This window comes from Microbacterium resistens, from assembly GCF_021172025.1.
Lineage (GTDB): Bacteria > Actinomycetota > Actinomycetes > Actinomycetales > Microbacteriaceae > Microbacterium > Microbacterium resistens.
This window is the reverse complement of sequence record NZ_CP082781.1, coordinates 713,958-729,558: the sequence shown is the minus strand read 5'-3', so window position 1 is coordinate 729,558 and position 15,601 is coordinate 713,958. Positions and strand designations below refer to the sequence as shown.

11 protein-coding genes are annotated in these 15,601 nt (G+C 70.5%); 6 read left to right on the top strand and 5 right to left on the bottom strand.

What is annotated here, in order from left to right; translation table 11 throughout:
• The first annotated feature begins 62 nt into the window (after positions 1-62).
• From K8F61_RS03420 to K8F61_RS03410, 3 genes are read left to right on the top strand one after another with little or no spacing between them, the layout of a single operon-like run.
• Entirely contained in the window at positions 63-1,427 is a 1,365-nt protein-coding gene (locus K8F61_RS03420) for an MFS transporter (RefSeq protein WP_231820689.1), read from the top strand.
• Positions 1,424-3,844 (top strand): alpha-L-rhamnosidase-related protein, encoded by a 2,421-nt coding sequence (locus K8F61_RS03415; protein WP_231820688.1) that lies wholly within the window; start codon positions 1,424-1,426, stop codon positions 3,842-3,844. Before K8F61_RS03420 ends, K8F61_RS03415 begins: the two co-directional genes overlap by 4 nt.
• Complete coding sequence (locus K8F61_RS03410) at positions 3,841-5,265, top strand: carboxylesterase/lipase family protein (protein ID WP_231820687.1); 1,425 nt, start codon at positions 3,841-3,843, stop codon at positions 5,263-5,265. Before K8F61_RS03415 ends, K8F61_RS03410 begins: the two co-directional genes overlap by 4 nt.
• A 61-nt stretch (positions 5,266-5,326) precedes the next feature.
• Here the strand turns inward: K8F61_RS03410 and hemW are convergent, their stop codons facing one another.
• From hemW to lepA, 5 genes are all read right to left on the bottom strand, one after another.
• The gene (gene hemW, locus K8F61_RS03405) at positions 5,327-6,544 is read right to left on the bottom strand and encodes a radical SAM family heme chaperone HemW (RefSeq protein WP_231820686.1); all 1,218 of its coding nucleotides are present in this window, start codon (positions 6,542-6,544) and stop codon (positions 5,327-5,329) included.
• A gap of 27 nt (positions 6,545-6,571) precedes the next feature.
• On the bottom strand, positions 6,572-7,225 hold the full coding sequence (locus tag K8F61_RS03400; RefSeq protein WP_067242682.1) for a DUF1990 family protein: 654 nt from the start codon (positions 7,223-7,225) through the stop codon (positions 6,572-6,574).
• A gap of 178 nt (positions 7,226-7,403) precedes the next feature.
• The gene (locus K8F61_RS03395) at positions 7,404-8,747 is read right to left on the bottom strand and encodes an HNH endonuclease signature motif containing protein (RefSeq protein ID WP_231820685.1); all 1,344 of its coding nucleotides are present in this window, start codon (positions 8,745-8,747) and stop codon (positions 7,404-7,406) included.
• Between the two features lie 257 nt (positions 8,748-9,004).
• Positions 9,005-9,496 carry a DUF1990 family protein gene (locus K8F61_RS03390; protein WP_231820684.1) on the bottom strand — a complete coding sequence of 164 codons (492 nt, stop codon included), beginning with the start codon at positions 9,494-9,496 and terminating at the stop codon, positions 9,005-9,007.
• 4 nt (positions 9,497-9,500) lie between these two features.
• Complete coding sequence (lepA, locus tag K8F61_RS03385; protein WP_231820683.1) at positions 9,501-11,351, bottom strand: translation elongation factor 4; 1,851 nt, start codon at positions 11,349-11,351, stop codon at positions 9,501-9,503.
• Positions 11,352-11,596: 245 nt separating this feature from the next.
• Here lepA and K8F61_RS03380 point away from each other — a divergent pair, with 245 nt between their 5' ends.
• From K8F61_RS03380 to K8F61_RS03370, 3 genes are read left to right on the top strand one after another with little or no spacing between them, the layout of a single operon-like run.
• Positions 11,597-12,580 carry an ABC transporter permease gene (locus K8F61_RS03380; protein ID WP_231820682.1) on the top strand — a complete coding sequence of 328 codons (984 nt, stop codon included), beginning with the start codon at positions 11,597-11,599 and terminating at the stop codon, positions 12,578-12,580.
• A gap of 1 nt (position 12,581) precedes the next feature.
• Positions 12,582-13,502, top strand: coding sequence for an ABC transporter permease (locus K8F61_RS03375; protein WP_231820681.1), 921 nt, complete (start codon positions 12,582-12,584; stop codon positions 13,500-13,502).
• Positions 13,499-15,556 (top strand): ABC transporter ATP-binding protein, encoded by a 2,058-nt coding sequence (locus K8F61_RS03370; protein WP_231820680.1) that lies wholly within the window; start codon positions 13,499-13,501, stop codon positions 15,554-15,556. Before K8F61_RS03375 ends, K8F61_RS03370 begins: the two co-directional genes overlap by 4 nt.
• The last annotated feature ends 45 nt before the right edge of the window (positions 15,557-15,601 follow it).

Below are 15,601 nucleotides of genomic sequence, written 5' to 3'. Positions count from 1 at the left end.
CCCACTGGTCCGAGGGAGGGCTGTGACCGACCATGAGAGAAACCCCCGAAGAAAGGTCGACGATGACCGCCTCCGCGCTTCCCACGGCCCCGGCCGCCGCCGACGTCCGACTCTCCGAGAAGGCGGGCTATCTCGCCGCCAACCTCGGCAACATCGTGCTGTCCACCGTGATCGGGTCCTTCCTGCTGATCTACCTGACCGACCACGTCGGCATCGGCGCGGCCGCGGTCGGCACGCTCCTGCTGGTCGCGCGCATCGTCGACGGGGCCACCGACCCGCTGATGGGGTACCTCGTCGACCACCTGCCGCGGACGCGCTGGGGCCGCTTCCGGACGTATCTCCTCCTCGGGGGCGGGGTCGCCGCGGTGAGCTTCGCGGCGCTGTTCCTCGTGCCGGGGTGGGCCGGCGGCGCGCTCCTGGCGGCCTGGATCACGTATCTCGTCTGGGGCATCGCCTTCGATCTCATGGACATCCCCTTGAACGCGCTCCTGCCGACCATGAGCGCGTCCCCGCGCACCCGAGGTCGTCTCGCGGCGATCAAGGGCGCGACCTACCTGCTCGGCACCGTACTGGTGATCGGCGTGTCCCTCCCCCTCGTCTCGCTGCTCGGCGGAGGTGCTGCGGGGTGGCAGGTCTACGCCGTCGTCGTCGCCGTCGTCTCGTTCGCGCTCACCGCGACGGGCGCTCTCCTGACCCGGGAGCGAGTGACGCCCGTCCATAGCGAGAGGTACGGCCTCCGCGACCTGCGGGCGCTGTTCTTCTCCTCCCGTGCCGTCCCGGTGCTCCTCGTCTCCAAGCTCGCCACGAGCGCCGGCAACGCCGCCCTGATGGCCGGGATCCCGTTCTTCTTCACGTACTACGCGGGAAGCGCCGGGCTCGTCAGCGCGGTGGCCCTCGTGATGGCCGCGCCGATGGTCATCGGCAGCATCGGCGGCCCGCTCATCGGCCAGCGGGTCGGGTTCAAGCCCGCCTATCTCGCCAGCCTCGCCGTCGCCGCCGTCGGGATCGGCTCGATCCTCCTGCTCCCCGGTCTTCCCGGATCCGTCTACCTCGTCTGTTTCGGCGCGGCCGGACTGGGCTTCGGCGGCGCCGTCGCCCTCAACTACGCGTTGCTGGCCGAGCTGACCGACCACGTGGAGCTGCGCGGCGGGTTCCGGACCGAAGGCGCACTCGCCTCGATCGGCTCGTTCGCCGCCAAGGCCGGCGCCGGGATCGGCGGCGCCCTGGTCGCCTACGTCCTCGCCGTCACCGGCTACGTCCCCGGCGGCGAGCAGACGCCGCTGTCGCTCATGGGGATCGCCCTGGCCCAGTCGGGGGTTCCCGTGGCGCTCGTCCTGCTCGGAGGTCTCGTGTTCCTGGCCTACCCCATCACCCGCGACGAGGCGGCGCGCACCCGGGCCGCCCTGGCAGAGAGGAATCGCCCATGAGCACCGCGACCTGGCCACGGCAGACGACGGCGCGCCCGTGGCGCGGCCGGTGGATCTGGTCGCGGACCACGGGCCTCGTCGTCCCCGGACCCGAGGAGCCCCTCGGGGCTCTCGACCCCGGGACGTCGGACCAGCGCGTCCTGCTGCGCCGATCCTTCAGCCTGCCGTCGACCCCCGGCCGCGCGACGCTGTTCGCCACGGCCGACGCGCGCTACGCCGCCTGGATCAACGGGGAACGGGTCGGCTCGGGGCCGGCACGTCATGACGCCGACGCGCTCACGTACGACGAGTGGGACGTGACGGCCCTACTGCGCCCCGGCCTGAACACCATCGCCGTCCTGGCACGCTTCTACGGCGACCCCGTCCCGTGGTGGACCCCATCCCGGGCGTCGCACACGATGGGCGCCGGAGCCTTCGCCGCGGAGCTGGAGGCCGACGGCGAGGGAATCGTCGCGACCGACGCGGAGTGGATCGCCTGCGACGCGGACGCGTGGACGCCCGCCGCGCCGCAGGGCGTCCTCGCGTCGCAGCCTGCCGAGCTCTTCGACGCGCGCCGTCTGGACCCGGACTGGACCACGCGACCGGATCCGTCCGGTGCGTGGCACCCGGCGAGGGAGATCCGCGAGCAGTCGATCATCGGCCCCCGCGGCCGCACCACGCCGGGCGGTGAGCCGTACGGCGCGGTGCTCCCGCGGCAGGCCCCCGCCCTCGCGGAGACGCCCCTGGCGCTGCCGACCGGCGAGCTGGCTCGCAGCGGGAGCGACGCCGTCGCCGCGACGACCGCGCAGCTCGTCGCCGCGCTCGCCGACGACATCTCCACCGGACGCGTCACCGTCCTCGACGTCGGCCGCATCGTGTCCGGCCGGCTGCGGCTGACGTTCGCCGGGACCGCCGGCGACATCGTCCGCGGCGGTCTCCTCGAGGCGGTGGGACCGGCTGCGTTCGAGAGCGCCGCCCCGCTGCAGCTCGTGCTCCGCGACGGCGAGACCGTGGTCGAGCCCTTCGATCTCGTGGCCGGACGCTTCCTGGCCCTCAGCGCCTCGGCCGCCGGGGCGCTGCCTCGACTCATCCGTGCGGAGCTCGTGGAGACGCACCGACCGCGCCACGGTGCCTCGTTCTCCAGCAGCGACGAGCTCCTCAACCGGGTCGTGGAGGTGAGTCTGCGCACCGTCGACCTCAGCGCGGCGGACGCGTACCTCGACTGCCCGACCCGCGAGCGCCGCGCCTGGACAGGGGACGCGGTGGTCCATCAGAGCGTCGATCTCGTCGCCAACGCGGACTGGTCCCTCGCGGTGTGGAACCCGCAGCTGCTCGCGCGGCCCCGTCCGGGCGGAATGCTCCCGATGGCGGCGGCGGGCGACTTCGCCTCACCCCGGATCCCGCCGATCCCGGACTGGGCACTGCACTGGATCGCATCCGTCCACAACCTCTTCCGGTACACCGGCGACCGCGGGCTCGTCGGCGCCCTGCTGCCGACGGTCGAGGGTGTCCTCCGCTGGTTCCTGCCCTATCTGCGGGACGGACGGCTCGTCGACGTGCCCGGGTGGGTGCTCATCGACTGGTCTCCCGTGCAGGTGCGCGGCTCGAGCGCCGCGCTCACCGCGCTGTGGGCGCGTGCGCTGCGGCAGTTCGCCGAGATGGCCTCGTGGCAGGGCGACCGGGGCCGCGCCGACTGGGCGGACCGGCTTCACGCCGACGTCCGCGACGGGTTCGAGGCGTACTGGGACGAGGCCCGTGGCGCGTATCGCGACAACATCCTGCCCGACGGGTCCCTCGGCTCCGGTGTCAGCGAGCACGTCGCCGCGGCGGCGGTCCTCGCCGGCATCGTCCCGGCAGATCGCCGCAGCGACGTCCGCCGCCTCCTCACCGACCGCGCCGTCATGTTCACCCGGAGTCCGCTCGCCGACCATGGTGCCGATCAGCGGGGCCCGAGCGCGGGTTCGCCGGTGTGGCGCCGCGATGAGCCGGACTGGGACACCGAGCGGTTCGTCGTGGGCGCGCAGCCGTTCTTCCGCTCCCTCGTGCATGCCGCCATCGCGGAGCTCGGCGGCGATCTTCTGCCCCTGTACCGGGACTGGGATCTGCTCCTGGCGACGGGACCGACCGCTCTCCGGGAGTGCTGGGAGGGCGGGTCGTACTGTCACGGCTGGTCAGCGACGGTCGCACACGACGTCATCGTGCACACCCTCGGGGTGACGCCGGAGCTCCCCGGATACGAGCGGGCGCGGGTCGCGCCGAGGCCCGAGACGCTGGAGCGTGTCCGCGCGGTCGTTCCGACTCCGCACGGCGCCATCGACGTGCGCGTGGAGGGCGACGCACTGACCGTCGCGACGCCCGTGCCCGCCACCGTCCGGTGGAACGGCGAGGAGCACGACCTCAGCCCGGGAACGCACGTACTGTCCGGAGCCGTACGATGACGAGCGTGAGCGATGCCGTCGAGGTCCGTCTGTCCCCGGGTACCGTACGCGGCGAGGAGATCGCCGGAGTCCACCGATTCCTCGGGATCCCCTATGCCGCGGCCCCGTTCGGCGAGAACCGGTTCCGCTCCCCGCAGCCGGCTCCCGCCTGGGAGGGCGTCCGGACGGCCACCGCCTTCGGCGCCACCGCCCCGCAGTCCCCGTACGGGGGTGCGACCGCCGAGCTGCTCGGATCGGTCCGGATCGAGGGCGACGAGATCCTCACCGCGAACGTGTGGGCCCCGTCGTCGGCGTCCGGGGCGCCCGTCGTGCTCTGGATCCACGGCGGGGCGCTGGAGCGCGGCACCGCCGCCCTGACGATCTACGACGGCACTCCGTTCGCCCGCGCCGGCATCGTCTTCGTCTCGATCAACTACCGGCTCGGCGCCGAAGGCTTCTCCGTCCTGGACGATGCGCCTCGCAACCTCGGCCTCCAGGACGCGGCGGCCGCCCTGCGCTGGGTCCACCGCGAGATCGCGGCATTCGGCGGCGACCCTGCGCGGATCACCCTGATGGGCGAGTCCGCAGGCGGCGCCCTGGTCGCCGCGCTGCTGGCCCGCGACGACACCCGCGAACGCGTGGCCGGAGCCATCATCCAGTCCGGACCGCTCGACGCCCAGACGCCGCAGAAGGGCGGACGCGTCACCGCACAGGTCGCACGGCTGCTGGGTGTCGGGACGGATCGCGCGTCGTTCGCCGCGGTGTCGCCGGAGCGCCTGCTCGACGCACGCCGCCGCCAGTCCGCGGGATCGTCCCCGCTCGGAGGCGCGCCGGGCTATCAGCTCGTGATCGATCCGGAGACGCTCCCCCGCCAGCCGCGTGAGGCGGTGGCGGACGCGGGAATCCCCGTCCTGATCGGCACGAACACCGACGAGTACCGGCTGTGGTTTCCCCCGGAGTCCCTCGCGGAGATCCGTCCGGCGAAGCTGCTCCTCGCCCGCCTCGCGCTGCGGATCCCCGGACGCGCCGTCCGGGCGTACCGCGCGGATGCGCCCGGCGCCTCGACCGGTGAGAACTTCGGACAGCTCGCGACCGACGTGCTGCTGCGCGCCCCGATGACCCGTGCCGCACGGGCCCGCCGCTCCCCCACCTACGTCTACGAGTTCGCATGGCGCAGTCGCATCCGCGACCTTCGCGCCGCGCACGCCCTGGAGCTGGGCTTCGTCTTCGATGCGCTGTCGGATCCCGAGTCGCAGCGCATGACCGGCCCGGAGGCCCCGCAGGAGCTGGCCGACGAGATGCACTCGGCCTGGGTGCGGTTCATCCGCGAGCAGGATCCGGGGTGGCGCGCGTTCGACGAGCGCCGCACGACCCGGCTCTTCGACGCGGCGTCCGCCACCGTGCCCCAACGGCGCACGTCCGGTCTCGATCTGCTTCCCTGAGCGGCTCGGCCCGCCCTGCTCGCCCGTCAGTCGGCCGACGGCCGGTCAGTCGGCCGCCCGGTCAGTCGGTCAGGGTGCGCACGACCGCGTCCGCCAGCAGGCGCCCGCGCCGCGTGAGCACGAGCAGCCCGCGCACGGCGGCGCCGCCCTCGGCGAGACCGTCCGCGATGAGTCCGGCCACGCGTGGCCGCACGGCTTTGGGCAGGGCCTCCAGCGGCAGTCCCTCGGCCAGGCGGGATCCGAGCAGGATGCGCTCCAGCAGCGCCGCCTGCGCATCGGGCCGTTCGGTGCCGGCGGCCGGCGACTCCCCCGCCGCCAGGCGCTGGGCATACGCGGCCGGGTGCCGCACGTTCCACCAGCGCAGGCCCGCGACGTGACTGTGGGCGCCGGGACCGAAGCCCCACCAGTCGGAACCGCGCCAGTACGCGAGGTTATGCCGGGAGCGCTGGTCGGCGCTGCGCGCCCAGTTGCTCACCTCGTACCAGCCGAGACCCGCCGCTGCCAGCCGCCCGTCGGCCAGCTCGTACATGTCCGCCTGAAGATCGTCGTCGGGAGCGGCGACCTCACCACGGCGGATCTGGCGAGCGAGCTTGGTGCCGTCCTCGATGATCAGGGCGTAGGCCGACACGTGGTCGGGCGCGAGCGCGACCGCCGCGTCCACCGAGGCGCGCCAGTCGTCCAGGGTCTCGCCGGGGGCGCCGTAGATGAGGTCGACGCTGACGGACAGGCCCGCTTCCCGAGCGGCCTCGACCGCCGTGCGCACGTTCTCCGGGCGATGGGTCCTGTCCAGCGCCGCGAGCACGTGCGGTACCGCCGACTGCATGCCGATCGACATCCGGGTTACCCCCGCGGCCGCCAGCTCCCGCGCGACCGGAGCCGTGACGGTGTCGGGATTCGCCTCGACGGTGACCTCGGCGCCGGCGCACAGGCCGAACGCGTCCACGGCGCCGGCCAGCATCCGGGCGAGGTCCCCGGGCGGCAGGAGCGTGGGCGTGCCACCGCCGAAGAAGACCGTGTCCATGGGCCGCAGCGCGCCCCGCTCCGCCAGAATGCCGCGGGCGAGCGCGACCTCCTGGAGCAGCGTGTCCGCGTACGTGTCCTGACGGGCGCCGCGCAGCTCGGAGGCGGTGTAGGTGTTGAAATCGCAGTATCCGCAGCGGACCCGGCAGAACGGCACGTGCAGGTACGCCGAGAAGGGCGTCGACGCGTCGATCGGCAGGTCCTCCGGCAGACGGCCGTCGGCCGGGGCGGCATCGCCGAGCGGAAGGGGCCCGGCCATCAGCGCCGACCCCTCATCGTGCGGCGCTCACAGCGGCGTCGTGTACAGCGGCGAGATGGCGCGCAGGTAGCGGGCGAACAGCTCGCGTCGACGACGGCGCACGAGCGCCGGGATCGTCCGGTACAGGAAGGCGTTGGGCCGGTCGAAGGCGCGGACGGTGAACCAGACCTCGTCGGTGTCCTCGCGCCAGTCCAGGTCGAACGACTCCTCGCCGCTCACCACGGACCCGCCGACGGTGCCGAGCACGAAGCCCACCCGCCGCGGCTCCTCCGTCACGGAGATGACGCGCAGCTCAGCGTCCGCACGCATCCCGCCCGCTCGCCCGCGCACGCGCAGCGTCATGCCGGGGCCGACGAACGGCGTGCCGTCGGCATCGAAGCGCTGCTCGATCTCGTTCTTGCTCGGCGCGATGGGCGTGCCCTCGGCATCGAAGCTGACGCCCGCGTAGGCGGGGCCGGACGCCGGGCGCAGATCCTCGATCTCGAGACCCGCGGCCCGCTGCGCGGTCCATGACAGCAGAGCCTCGCTGGCGACGCGGAAACGCTCCTCGCCACTGCCGATGCGCCACGACTCCTCGGCGGGAAGACTGTGCTCCGGCGGATACTGCATGAGGTCGGGGGCGTGAGTGGCCCCCACGGCGGCATAGTCCACCGTGCCTTCTCGGAAAGTCCCGCGACGCATGAGACCAGCCTACTTGCCGACCTCTCGGCGCTCACTCAGGTTCTCCACATTGTGCGCCGTTCGCGTCACCGCCGGTCCTCGTCGCGCGTCTCTCCGGCGCAGCGTCCGCGGCGAACATGGCCCCTTCTCCCCGGCTGCGCCTTCTGCGGCCCTGCGTCCCGCGGGTGGCAATGCTCCTCTAGAGGAACATGATGCGTCGGGGCGGTGGGTGGGCGTAGGTGCGTTGGAGAGGGCTGGTCCATTGGATGGTGCCGTCGGGGTGTTGTCGTGCGGTCCATCGGTGGGCGTCCGGGATGTCGGGGGGTTTGAGGGTGTGGTGGGTCGGGCAGAGGTGGGCGAGGTTGGTGAGGGTGGTGGGTCCGCCTCGGGCGTGATCGTGGGTGTGGTCGATGTCGCAGTGGTGCGCGGGGGTGGTGCAGCCGGGGAATCGGCAGTGTTGGTCGCGGGCGCGGAGGTGACGGCGCATGGGGATGGTGGGCGTGTAGGTGTCGGTGTGGGTGAGGATGCCGTCGGGGCCCAGGAAGAGGCGGGTCCATCCAGTGTGTCGGCCGGCGAGGGCGCGGGCGAGGTCGGGGTGGAGGGGGCCGTGGTCGTCGAGCTCGGCGGGTCGGTCGTCGTGTCCGGCGAGGGTGGTCGCGGCGACGGTGACCTGGATGTGCGCCTGGATGCGGTCCAGCCCTGTGCCGTGGACGGGGGTGGGGTCGGCGGCGAGGAGCAGGTCGGTGAACAGGTCCGCGCGGACCTGATCGGCTGTCCGCCCATCCACGACATCGGCGGTGTCCGCGGTGCCCGTGGGTTCTGCGACATCGGCGGTGTCAGGACCGGAGGGAACGGTGAGGTCCAGGGCCTCAGCGGCGTCGGTGGTATCGGCGTTGATGACGTCCCTGGTGTCGGTTTCGTTGCCGGAGGTGGTGTCCGGTGCCGGACGGCGGCGGATGTGGTGGGTCATGCGGGTGAGGCGGTCCATGATCGCGACGGCGTAGACCTCGGGGATCACCGCGGTGATCAACGCGAGACCGTCATCGAGGGACCGGATCGTGACGCACCGGTCCGGCCAGGCCGCACGATGCCGCTCCACCACCGCGGCAGGCGCCAGGGCGGCGGCGACCTGCCGCGCCAACACCCGGGTCCGTGCCGGGGACTCGTGCTCCGCGACCTCCAACACCGCCGCCTGATAGAGCGTCAACACCTCGGGGTCCGCCGAGCCCGAGACGATCGCGTCGCGCAGGATCCGCGACGCGTGCACGATCTCCCGCACATGCGCAGCAGTGATCGTCCCTTCCGGCCACCGCTCCTTCACGTCCGGCAGCTGCGCGGCCAGGACCTCCGCGTCGGCGAAGGCCCGCTCCACCGTCCCCCGCGACACCCGCCCCGCCGCGGCGTACTCCGCGATCATCGACCGGCGAATACTGTCACGATGCACCGGCTGAGCCCGCACATCCCCCTCGAACAGGGTCACCCGCTCCGCCAACAACGCCGAGGCCTCCGCCTCCAACCGGGCGATCTGCCGACGCGTCGCCACCCACGCATCCAACAACCCCTCCCGCGAACGAGCGGTAGACGACGGGGCGGTGGTGAACATGACCCCAGAGTAGAACATATGTACGACACTCGGGTGGAGGTGTGGACAACCACGGCGACCGGGAGGAGGCCGAGGCGTGAGTGCGTTTCGACTCGCTCCGCTCGCTCAACGACCGGGACGGCACTCGCACAACGGCCGGGGGCGCACAACGACCGAGGGCGGGCGCAGGAGAAGGTCCTTCCTTGCCGGGCGCTCCGTCAGCGTCTTGTCGACGCCGATTCACGGACCGCGTCGTTCACCACGCGCACGTACGCGGCCATGGTGCGATGCTGCAGGATCCGCAGGGCCGGGGTGACGACGCGCCAGCGCCACGCGGCGGGGCACGAGATCGAGCGGGCGGTGAAGCGGCCCGACTCATCAAGGACGAACGACTCCTCGCCGTACAGCGGGTGTCCTGGCATCGCCTCGTAGCCGAACCCCGAGGCCCCCGCCCACACCACGCGCACCGGCTCGTCGAACCGCTTCCCGACCACGCGGAGGGACAACGTGCCGACCTGCCCCGGCGCGGGCGCCGCCTCGGGCGCGCCGAAACCGACCCGGCGTTTGAAGTCCCACGTCGAGATCAACGACGCCACCGCGGTCCGCGCCGCGGGCGGAACCTCCGTGGAGCGCTCGATCAGCCGCATCCCGCGGGGAACGCGCTGCACCGGCTCACGTGTGATCCCGCGCGGATACGCCGGTCGGCGCATCGGACTACTTCTTGTCCTTGCCTTCGACGTCCCCGGACAGCGCGGCGATGAACGCCTCCTGGGGGACCTCGACGCGCCCGACCATCTTCATGCGCTTCTTGCCCTCCTTCTGCTTCTCCAGGAGCTTGCGCTTGCGGGTGATGTCGCCGCCATAGCACTTCGCGAGCACGTCCTTGCGCATGGCGCGGATGGTCTCGCGGGCGATGATCCGGGCGCCGATGGCGGCCTGGATCGGCACCTCGAACTGCTGGCGCGGGATGAGCTTGCGCAGCCGTTCCGCCATCATCGTGCCGTAGGCGTAGGCCTTGTCCCGGTGGACGATGGAGCTGAACGCGTCCACCTTGTCCCCCTGAAGCAGGATGTCGACCTTCACGAGGTCCGCTTCCTGCTGCCCGGACGGCTCGTAGTCGAGCGAGGCGTACCCCTGGGTCTTGGACTTGAGCTGGTCGAAGAAGTCGAACACGATCTCGCCGAGCGGCATGTTGTAGCGCAGCTCCACGCGCTCCTCGGAGAAGTACTCCATCCCGAGCAGCGATCCGCGGCGCGACTGGCACAGCTCCATCACCGTGCCGACGTAGTCCTTGGGCAGCAGGATCGCGGCCTTGACCATGGGCTCGGCCACCGAGGCGACCCGCCCGTCCGGGTACTCGCTGGGGTTGGTGACGGTGACCTTCTCCCCCGTGTCGGTGGTGACCTCGTAGATCACGCTCGGCGCCGTCGTGATGAGGTCCAGGCCGAACTCACGGGACAGGCGCTCGGTCACGATCTCCAGGTGCAGCAGCCCGAGGAACCCGCAGCGGAAGCCGAAGCCCAGCGCCACCGACGTCTCCGGCTCGTACTGCAGCGACGCGTCGGAGAGCTTCAGCTTGTCCAATGCCTCGCGGAGCTCGGCGTAGTCGCTCCCGTCGATCGGGTACACGCCGGAGAAGACCATGGGCTTGGGGTCGGTGTAGCCCGCCAGTGCTTCGGCGGCGGGCTTGCGGGCGTTCGTGACGGTGTCGCCCACCTTGGACTGGCGCACGTCCTTTACGCCGGTGATGAGGTAGCCCACCTCGCCCACGCCGAGGCCCTTCGTCGGCACCGGCTCCGGGCTGGACACGCCGATCTCCAACAGCTCGTGGGTCGCCCCGGTGGACATCATCTGGATCCGCTCGCGCGGCGACAGGCGGCCGTCGACCATCCGGACGTAGGTCACCACGCCGCGGTACGAGTCGTACACGGAGTCGAAGATCATCGCCCGCGCCGGCGCCTCGGCGTCGCCGACCGGAGCGGGGATCTCGGTGACCAGGCGGTCCAGCAGGTCCTCCACGCCGACGCCCGTCTTGCCCGACACGCGCAGCACGTCCTCCGGGCGCCCGCCGATGAGGTCGGCGAGCTCCTTGGCGAACTTGTCCGGGTCCGCGGCCGGAAGATCGATCTTGTTGAGCACCGGGATGATGTGCAGATCGTTCTCGAGGGCGAGGTAGAGGTTCGCGAGCGTCTGCGCCTCGATCCCCTGCGCCGCGTCGACGAGGAGGATCGCGCCCTCGCAGGCGGCGAGCGACCGCGACACCTCATAGGTGAAGTCCACGTGGCCCGGGGTGTCGATCATGTTCAGGGCGAACGTCTCGCCGTCGAGCTGCCACGGCATCCGCACCGCCTGGCTCTTGATCGTGATGCCGCGCTCGCGCTCGATGTCCATGCGGTCGAGGTACTGCGCACGCATGTCCCGATCGGCGACGACGCCCGTGATCTGGAGCATGCGGTCGGCGAGGGTCGACTTGCCGTGGTCGATGTGGGCGATGATGCAGAAGTTGCGGATCTGCGCAGCGGGCGTCGAGGCCGGCTGGAGAGGGGTGAGGGCGCGGGGTGACATGGGTTCCTGAGCGGGTCGAAGGGATCCGGACGATTCTACGTGAGGCCCGCCTCATCGCGATCCGGCGACGGCGGTGATAGTCTCGCGAAGTTGCCGCGGGGCGAAACCGAGTTCCGCACGCGACTGTGCTCCGTCTCATCCGGATGCGCTCCCACCCCGGGGCGCGGACGGTGTGAGAACGGCTTCGACCCAGCGCCGCGTCGGAGAACCCGTGCGGCGACTGCGAAGAGAGAAAGAACACCGTCTTGATCAAGTATCTGCTCCGCCGACTTCTCGGCTGGCTCCTCATGATCGTGGTGGCGACGAACCTCACGTATTTCCTCGCGTGGGGCTTCCTGCACCCGCGTAGCAACTATGTGGGACGGCGCCCGCCCCTCAGCGACGAAGAGATCGAGAAGCTGCTCGCGCCTCGCGGCCTCAGCGAGGCGACACCTCTGCTCGAGCGGTGGTGGAACTGGTTCACCGGCATCGTCCTGCGCTGGGACTGGGGAGTAAGCCCCGTCGGGCAATCCGTCAACGATCAAGTGGCGTACCGGATGTGGGTCTCCGCGGAACTCGTCATCGGGGGCACGATCATCGCTGCCGTTCTCGGCATCGCGCTCGGTGTCTACACGGCCTCCCGGCAGTACAAGCTTGGAGACCGGATCGGCCAGGCCACCTCGATCATCACGATGAACATCAACATCGTCGTCGCCGCGCTGGGAATCGTGCTCCTCGCGATCGCGTTCAACGACCTGGTCGGTACGCGGGTCTTCTTCGTGACCGGTTCGGGCAGCAAGAACGTCGAGGGCTTCTTCCCGTTCATCGTCGACAAACTGCAACACCTCACGCTGCCGACGATCGCCCTGGTCGTGATCAGCTACGCCCAGTACCACTTCCTGCAGCGTTCGCTCCTGCTGGACAACATCAAGGCGGACTACGTCCGGACCGCCCGTGCAAAGGGTCTCACCAAGCCGCAGGCCGTGCGCAAGCACGCCCTGCGTACCTCGCTCATCCCCGTCGCCACGCAACTCGCGTTCACGATCCCGACGGTGTTCACCGGAGGGATCCTGACGGAGTCGATCTTCGGCTGGAACGGAATGGGCCGCTATTTCACGGACACCATCAGCAAGAACGATGTCCACGGCGTGGTCGCCATCGCCGCCTTCGGAGCGGTCCTCACCGCGATCGGAGCAATTCTCTCGGACATCGCCGTTGTCGTTCTTGATCCGCGAGTGAGGGTGAGCTGACATGACCGCGAACACCATCCAGCCCCCGGTCGGCCCCGATACCACGGCCGCGCGCCTGCCCCGCAAGCGCATGTCCACCATGGAGCTGTACTACCGACGATTCATTCGGAACCGGCCGGCCGTCGTCGGGGTCTTCATCTTCTTCGCGCTCGTGCTCTTCTCGATCATCGGCCCGCTCGTGGCGAAGTACGACCACATCTACCTCGACTTCCTCAACCTCGGCACCCCGCCGTCGAGTGATCACTGGTTCGGCACGACCGCTTCAGGCAACGACCTGTTCGCGCAGGTCGCGATCGGCACGCAGCGATCTCTCATGATCGCCGTCGCTGTCTCCGTCGGCACCACGGTGATCTCCGCTGTCGTGGGCACCGCAGCGGCGTACTTCGGCGGGATCTTCGAGCGCGTCACGCTGCTGATCATCCACTTCCTCCTCGTGGTCCCGACCTTCCTCATCCTCGCCCTCGTCTCGAACAGTGCAGGGGGCGACTGGCGCATCATCGCCCTGGTCATGATCTTCACCGGCTGGTTCTTTCCGGCCCGGGTGATCTGGACGATGGCCCTTTCTCTGCGTGAACGCGAGTACGTGCACGCCGCGCGCTACATGGGCGTTCCCGGCATGAAGATCGTGCTCCGCCACCTCCTGCCGAACATCGGCTCGCTCCTGGTCATCAACTTCACCCTCGGCATCGTCAGCGCCGTCATGGCGGAGACCGGCCTGTCCTTCATCGGCTTCGGCGTGAAGATCCCGGACGTGTCGCTGGGTTCGCTCATCGGCACCGGCGCCGGGTCCGTCACAAGCGCCCCTTGGACGTTCTACTTCCCCGCCGCGGCTCTCACCCTGCTCACCGTCTCCATGGCCCTCGTCGCCGATGGCCTGCGCGACGCCCTCGATCCCACCTCTGCGGCGGGAGGCCGCGCATGACCGCTCCTCTGCTCTCTGTCCGAGACCTTCACGTCAGCTTCGCCTCCGAGGCCGGCCGCGTCGACGCCGTCCGCGGCGTATCCTTCGACCTCGAGGAGGGCCGCACGCTCAGCATCGTCGGCGAGTCCGGTTCGGGCAAGTCCGTGACGTCGCTGGCGATCATGGGACTTCTCGACGACAACGCGAAGGTCACCGGGTCGATCCGGTTCGACGGGCAGGAGCTCGTCGGGAAGACCGACAAGCAGATGTCGACGCTGCGCGGCAACGGGATCGCGATGATCTTCCAGGACCCGCTCACCTCGCTGACCCCGGTGTTCACCGTCGGCGACCAGCTGATCGAGGCGCTCACGGTACATCGCAGCATGTCGGCCGCGCAGGCCACGGAGCGCGCGATCGAGCTCCTCCGCCTCGTCGGGATCCCGAGTCCCGAGCGGCGCATGAAGTCCTTCCCGCACGAGTTCTCCGGCGGTATGCGACAGCGCGTGGTCATCGCCATCGCGATGGCGAACAACCCGAAGCTGATCATCGCCGACGAGCCGACGACCGCTCTCGACGTGACGATCCAGGCCCAGATCCTCGACCTGATCGGCACTGCGCAGCGGGAGACCGGTGCCGCGGTCATGATGATCACCCACGATATGGGGGTCGTCGCGAAGACCGCCGATGACGTGCTCGTCATGTACGCCGGACGCCCGGTCGAGCAGGCTCCCGTCCGGGAGCTGTTCCACCAGACGCGTATGCCCTACTCGATCGGGCTCCTCGGCGCGATCCCCCGGATCGACAAGGCCGAGAAGGAGCCGCTCGTCCCCATCAAGGGCAACCCTCCGCTCCTGGTCAACCTGCCCGACGCCTGCCCCTTCGCGGCACGCTGCCCGATCGCTGTCGAGGCCTGCCGGACCGCTGAGCCCCCACTGCGACCGATCGCGACCGACGGCGGCGGCGATCACCTCGTCGCCTGCATCCGCGCGGAGGAGATCGACGACGACGGGCTCATCGGGGGGCGTCCCGTCTACCCGGTCCCCGAGATCCCGGAGGCCGCAATCGACCGCGTTCCTCGTGAGGACCGGCCGATCACGCTCGACGTTCAGAACATGCGCAAGACCTTCCCGCTCCTCAAGGGCGCGGTGCTCAAGCGCAAGGTCGGCGAGGTGCACGCCGTCAAGGGCCTTACGTTCGACATCCGTGAGGGCGAGACGATGGCGATCGTGGGCGAGTCCGGATGCGGCAAGACCACGACCCTGCTGCAGATCATGGACCTGGTCAAGCAGACCGACGGCGAGATCACCATCGGCGGGACCAAAGTCTCCGAGTTGCACGGCGGCCGTGCCGAGAGAGAACTCCGTCGCGACATCCAGATCGTGTTCCAGGACCCCATGGGCGCTCTCGATCCGCGCATGACCGTCACCGACGTCATCGCCGAGCCGCTGCGCGCCATCGGCGTCTCGCGCGACGAGGCGAACGCGCGCGTGGACGAGCTGATGGACCTCGTCGGCCTCGACCCGGCCCACGCCAACCGCTTCCCCGGCGCCTTCTCCGGTGGCCAGCGCCAGCGCATCGGCATCGCCCGCGCCCTCGCGACCAACCCGAAGATCGTCGTCCTCGACGAGCCGGTGTCGGCGCTGGACGTGTCGATCCAGGCGGGAGTCATCAACCTGCTGGACGAGCTCAAGGTGAAGCTCGGCCTGTCCTACCTGTTCGTGGCGCACGATCTCTCGGTCGTCCGCCACATCGCAGACCGGGTGGGAGTGATGTACCTCGGCGAGTTCGTCGAGCACGGTGACGTCGACGCGGTCTTCGACGACCCGCAGCACCCGTACACACAGGCGCTGCTGTCGGCCATTCCGATCCCCGACCCGGACATCGAGCGCACCAGGGAACGGATCGTCTTGCAGGGCGACCTGCCGAGCCCGACCGAGAAGCTCACCGGCTGCTCGTTCGTGACCCGGTGCCCGCTGTACAAGATCCTTCCCCCCGAGCAGCAGACCCGCTGCGAGACGGTGGAACCCGCCCTGACCGGCGGACCCGACCACAGGAACGCGTGCCACTACCGCTGAGAATCGGAACGGTAACGGTTTGCGATCCCTACCCCGGATCGTCCG

Bases quoted from the DNA above. Each gene is read 5' to 3' on its own strand.
- K8F61_RS03420 (WP_231820689.1), top strand. From the start codon at position 63: ATGACCGCCTCCGCGCTTCCCACGGCCCCGGCCGCCGCCGACGTCCGA.
- K8F61_RS03415 (WP_231820688.1), top strand. From the start codon at position 1,424: ATGAGCACCGCGACCTGGCCACGGCAGACGACGGCGCGCCCGTGGCGC.
- K8F61_RS03410 (WP_231820687.1), top strand. From the start codon at position 3,841: ATGACGAGCGTGAGCGATGCCGTCGAGGTCCGTCTGTCCCCGGGTACC.
- hemW (WP_231820686.1), bottom strand. From the start codon at position 6,544: ATGGCCGGGCCCCTTCCGCTCGGCGATGCCGCCCCGGCCGACGGCCGT.
- K8F61_RS03400 (WP_067242682.1), bottom strand. From the start codon at position 7,225: ATGCGTCGCGGGACTTTCCGAGAAGGCACGGTGGACTATGCCGCCGTG.
- K8F61_RS03390 (WP_231820684.1), bottom strand. From the start codon at position 9,496: ATGCGCCGACCGGCGTATCCGCGCGGGATCACACGTGAGCCGGTGCAG.
- lepA (WP_231820683.1), bottom strand. From the start codon at position 11,351: ATGTCACCCCGCGCCCTCACCCCTCTCCAGCCGGCCTCGACGCCCGCT.
- K8F61_RS03375 (WP_231820681.1), top strand. From the start codon at position 12,582: ATGACCGCGAACACCATCCAGCCCCCGGTCGGCCCCGATACCACGGCC.
- K8F61_RS03370 (WP_231820680.1), top strand. From the start codon at position 13,499: ATGACCGCTCCTCTGCTCTCTGTCCGAGACCTTCACGTCAGCTTCGCC.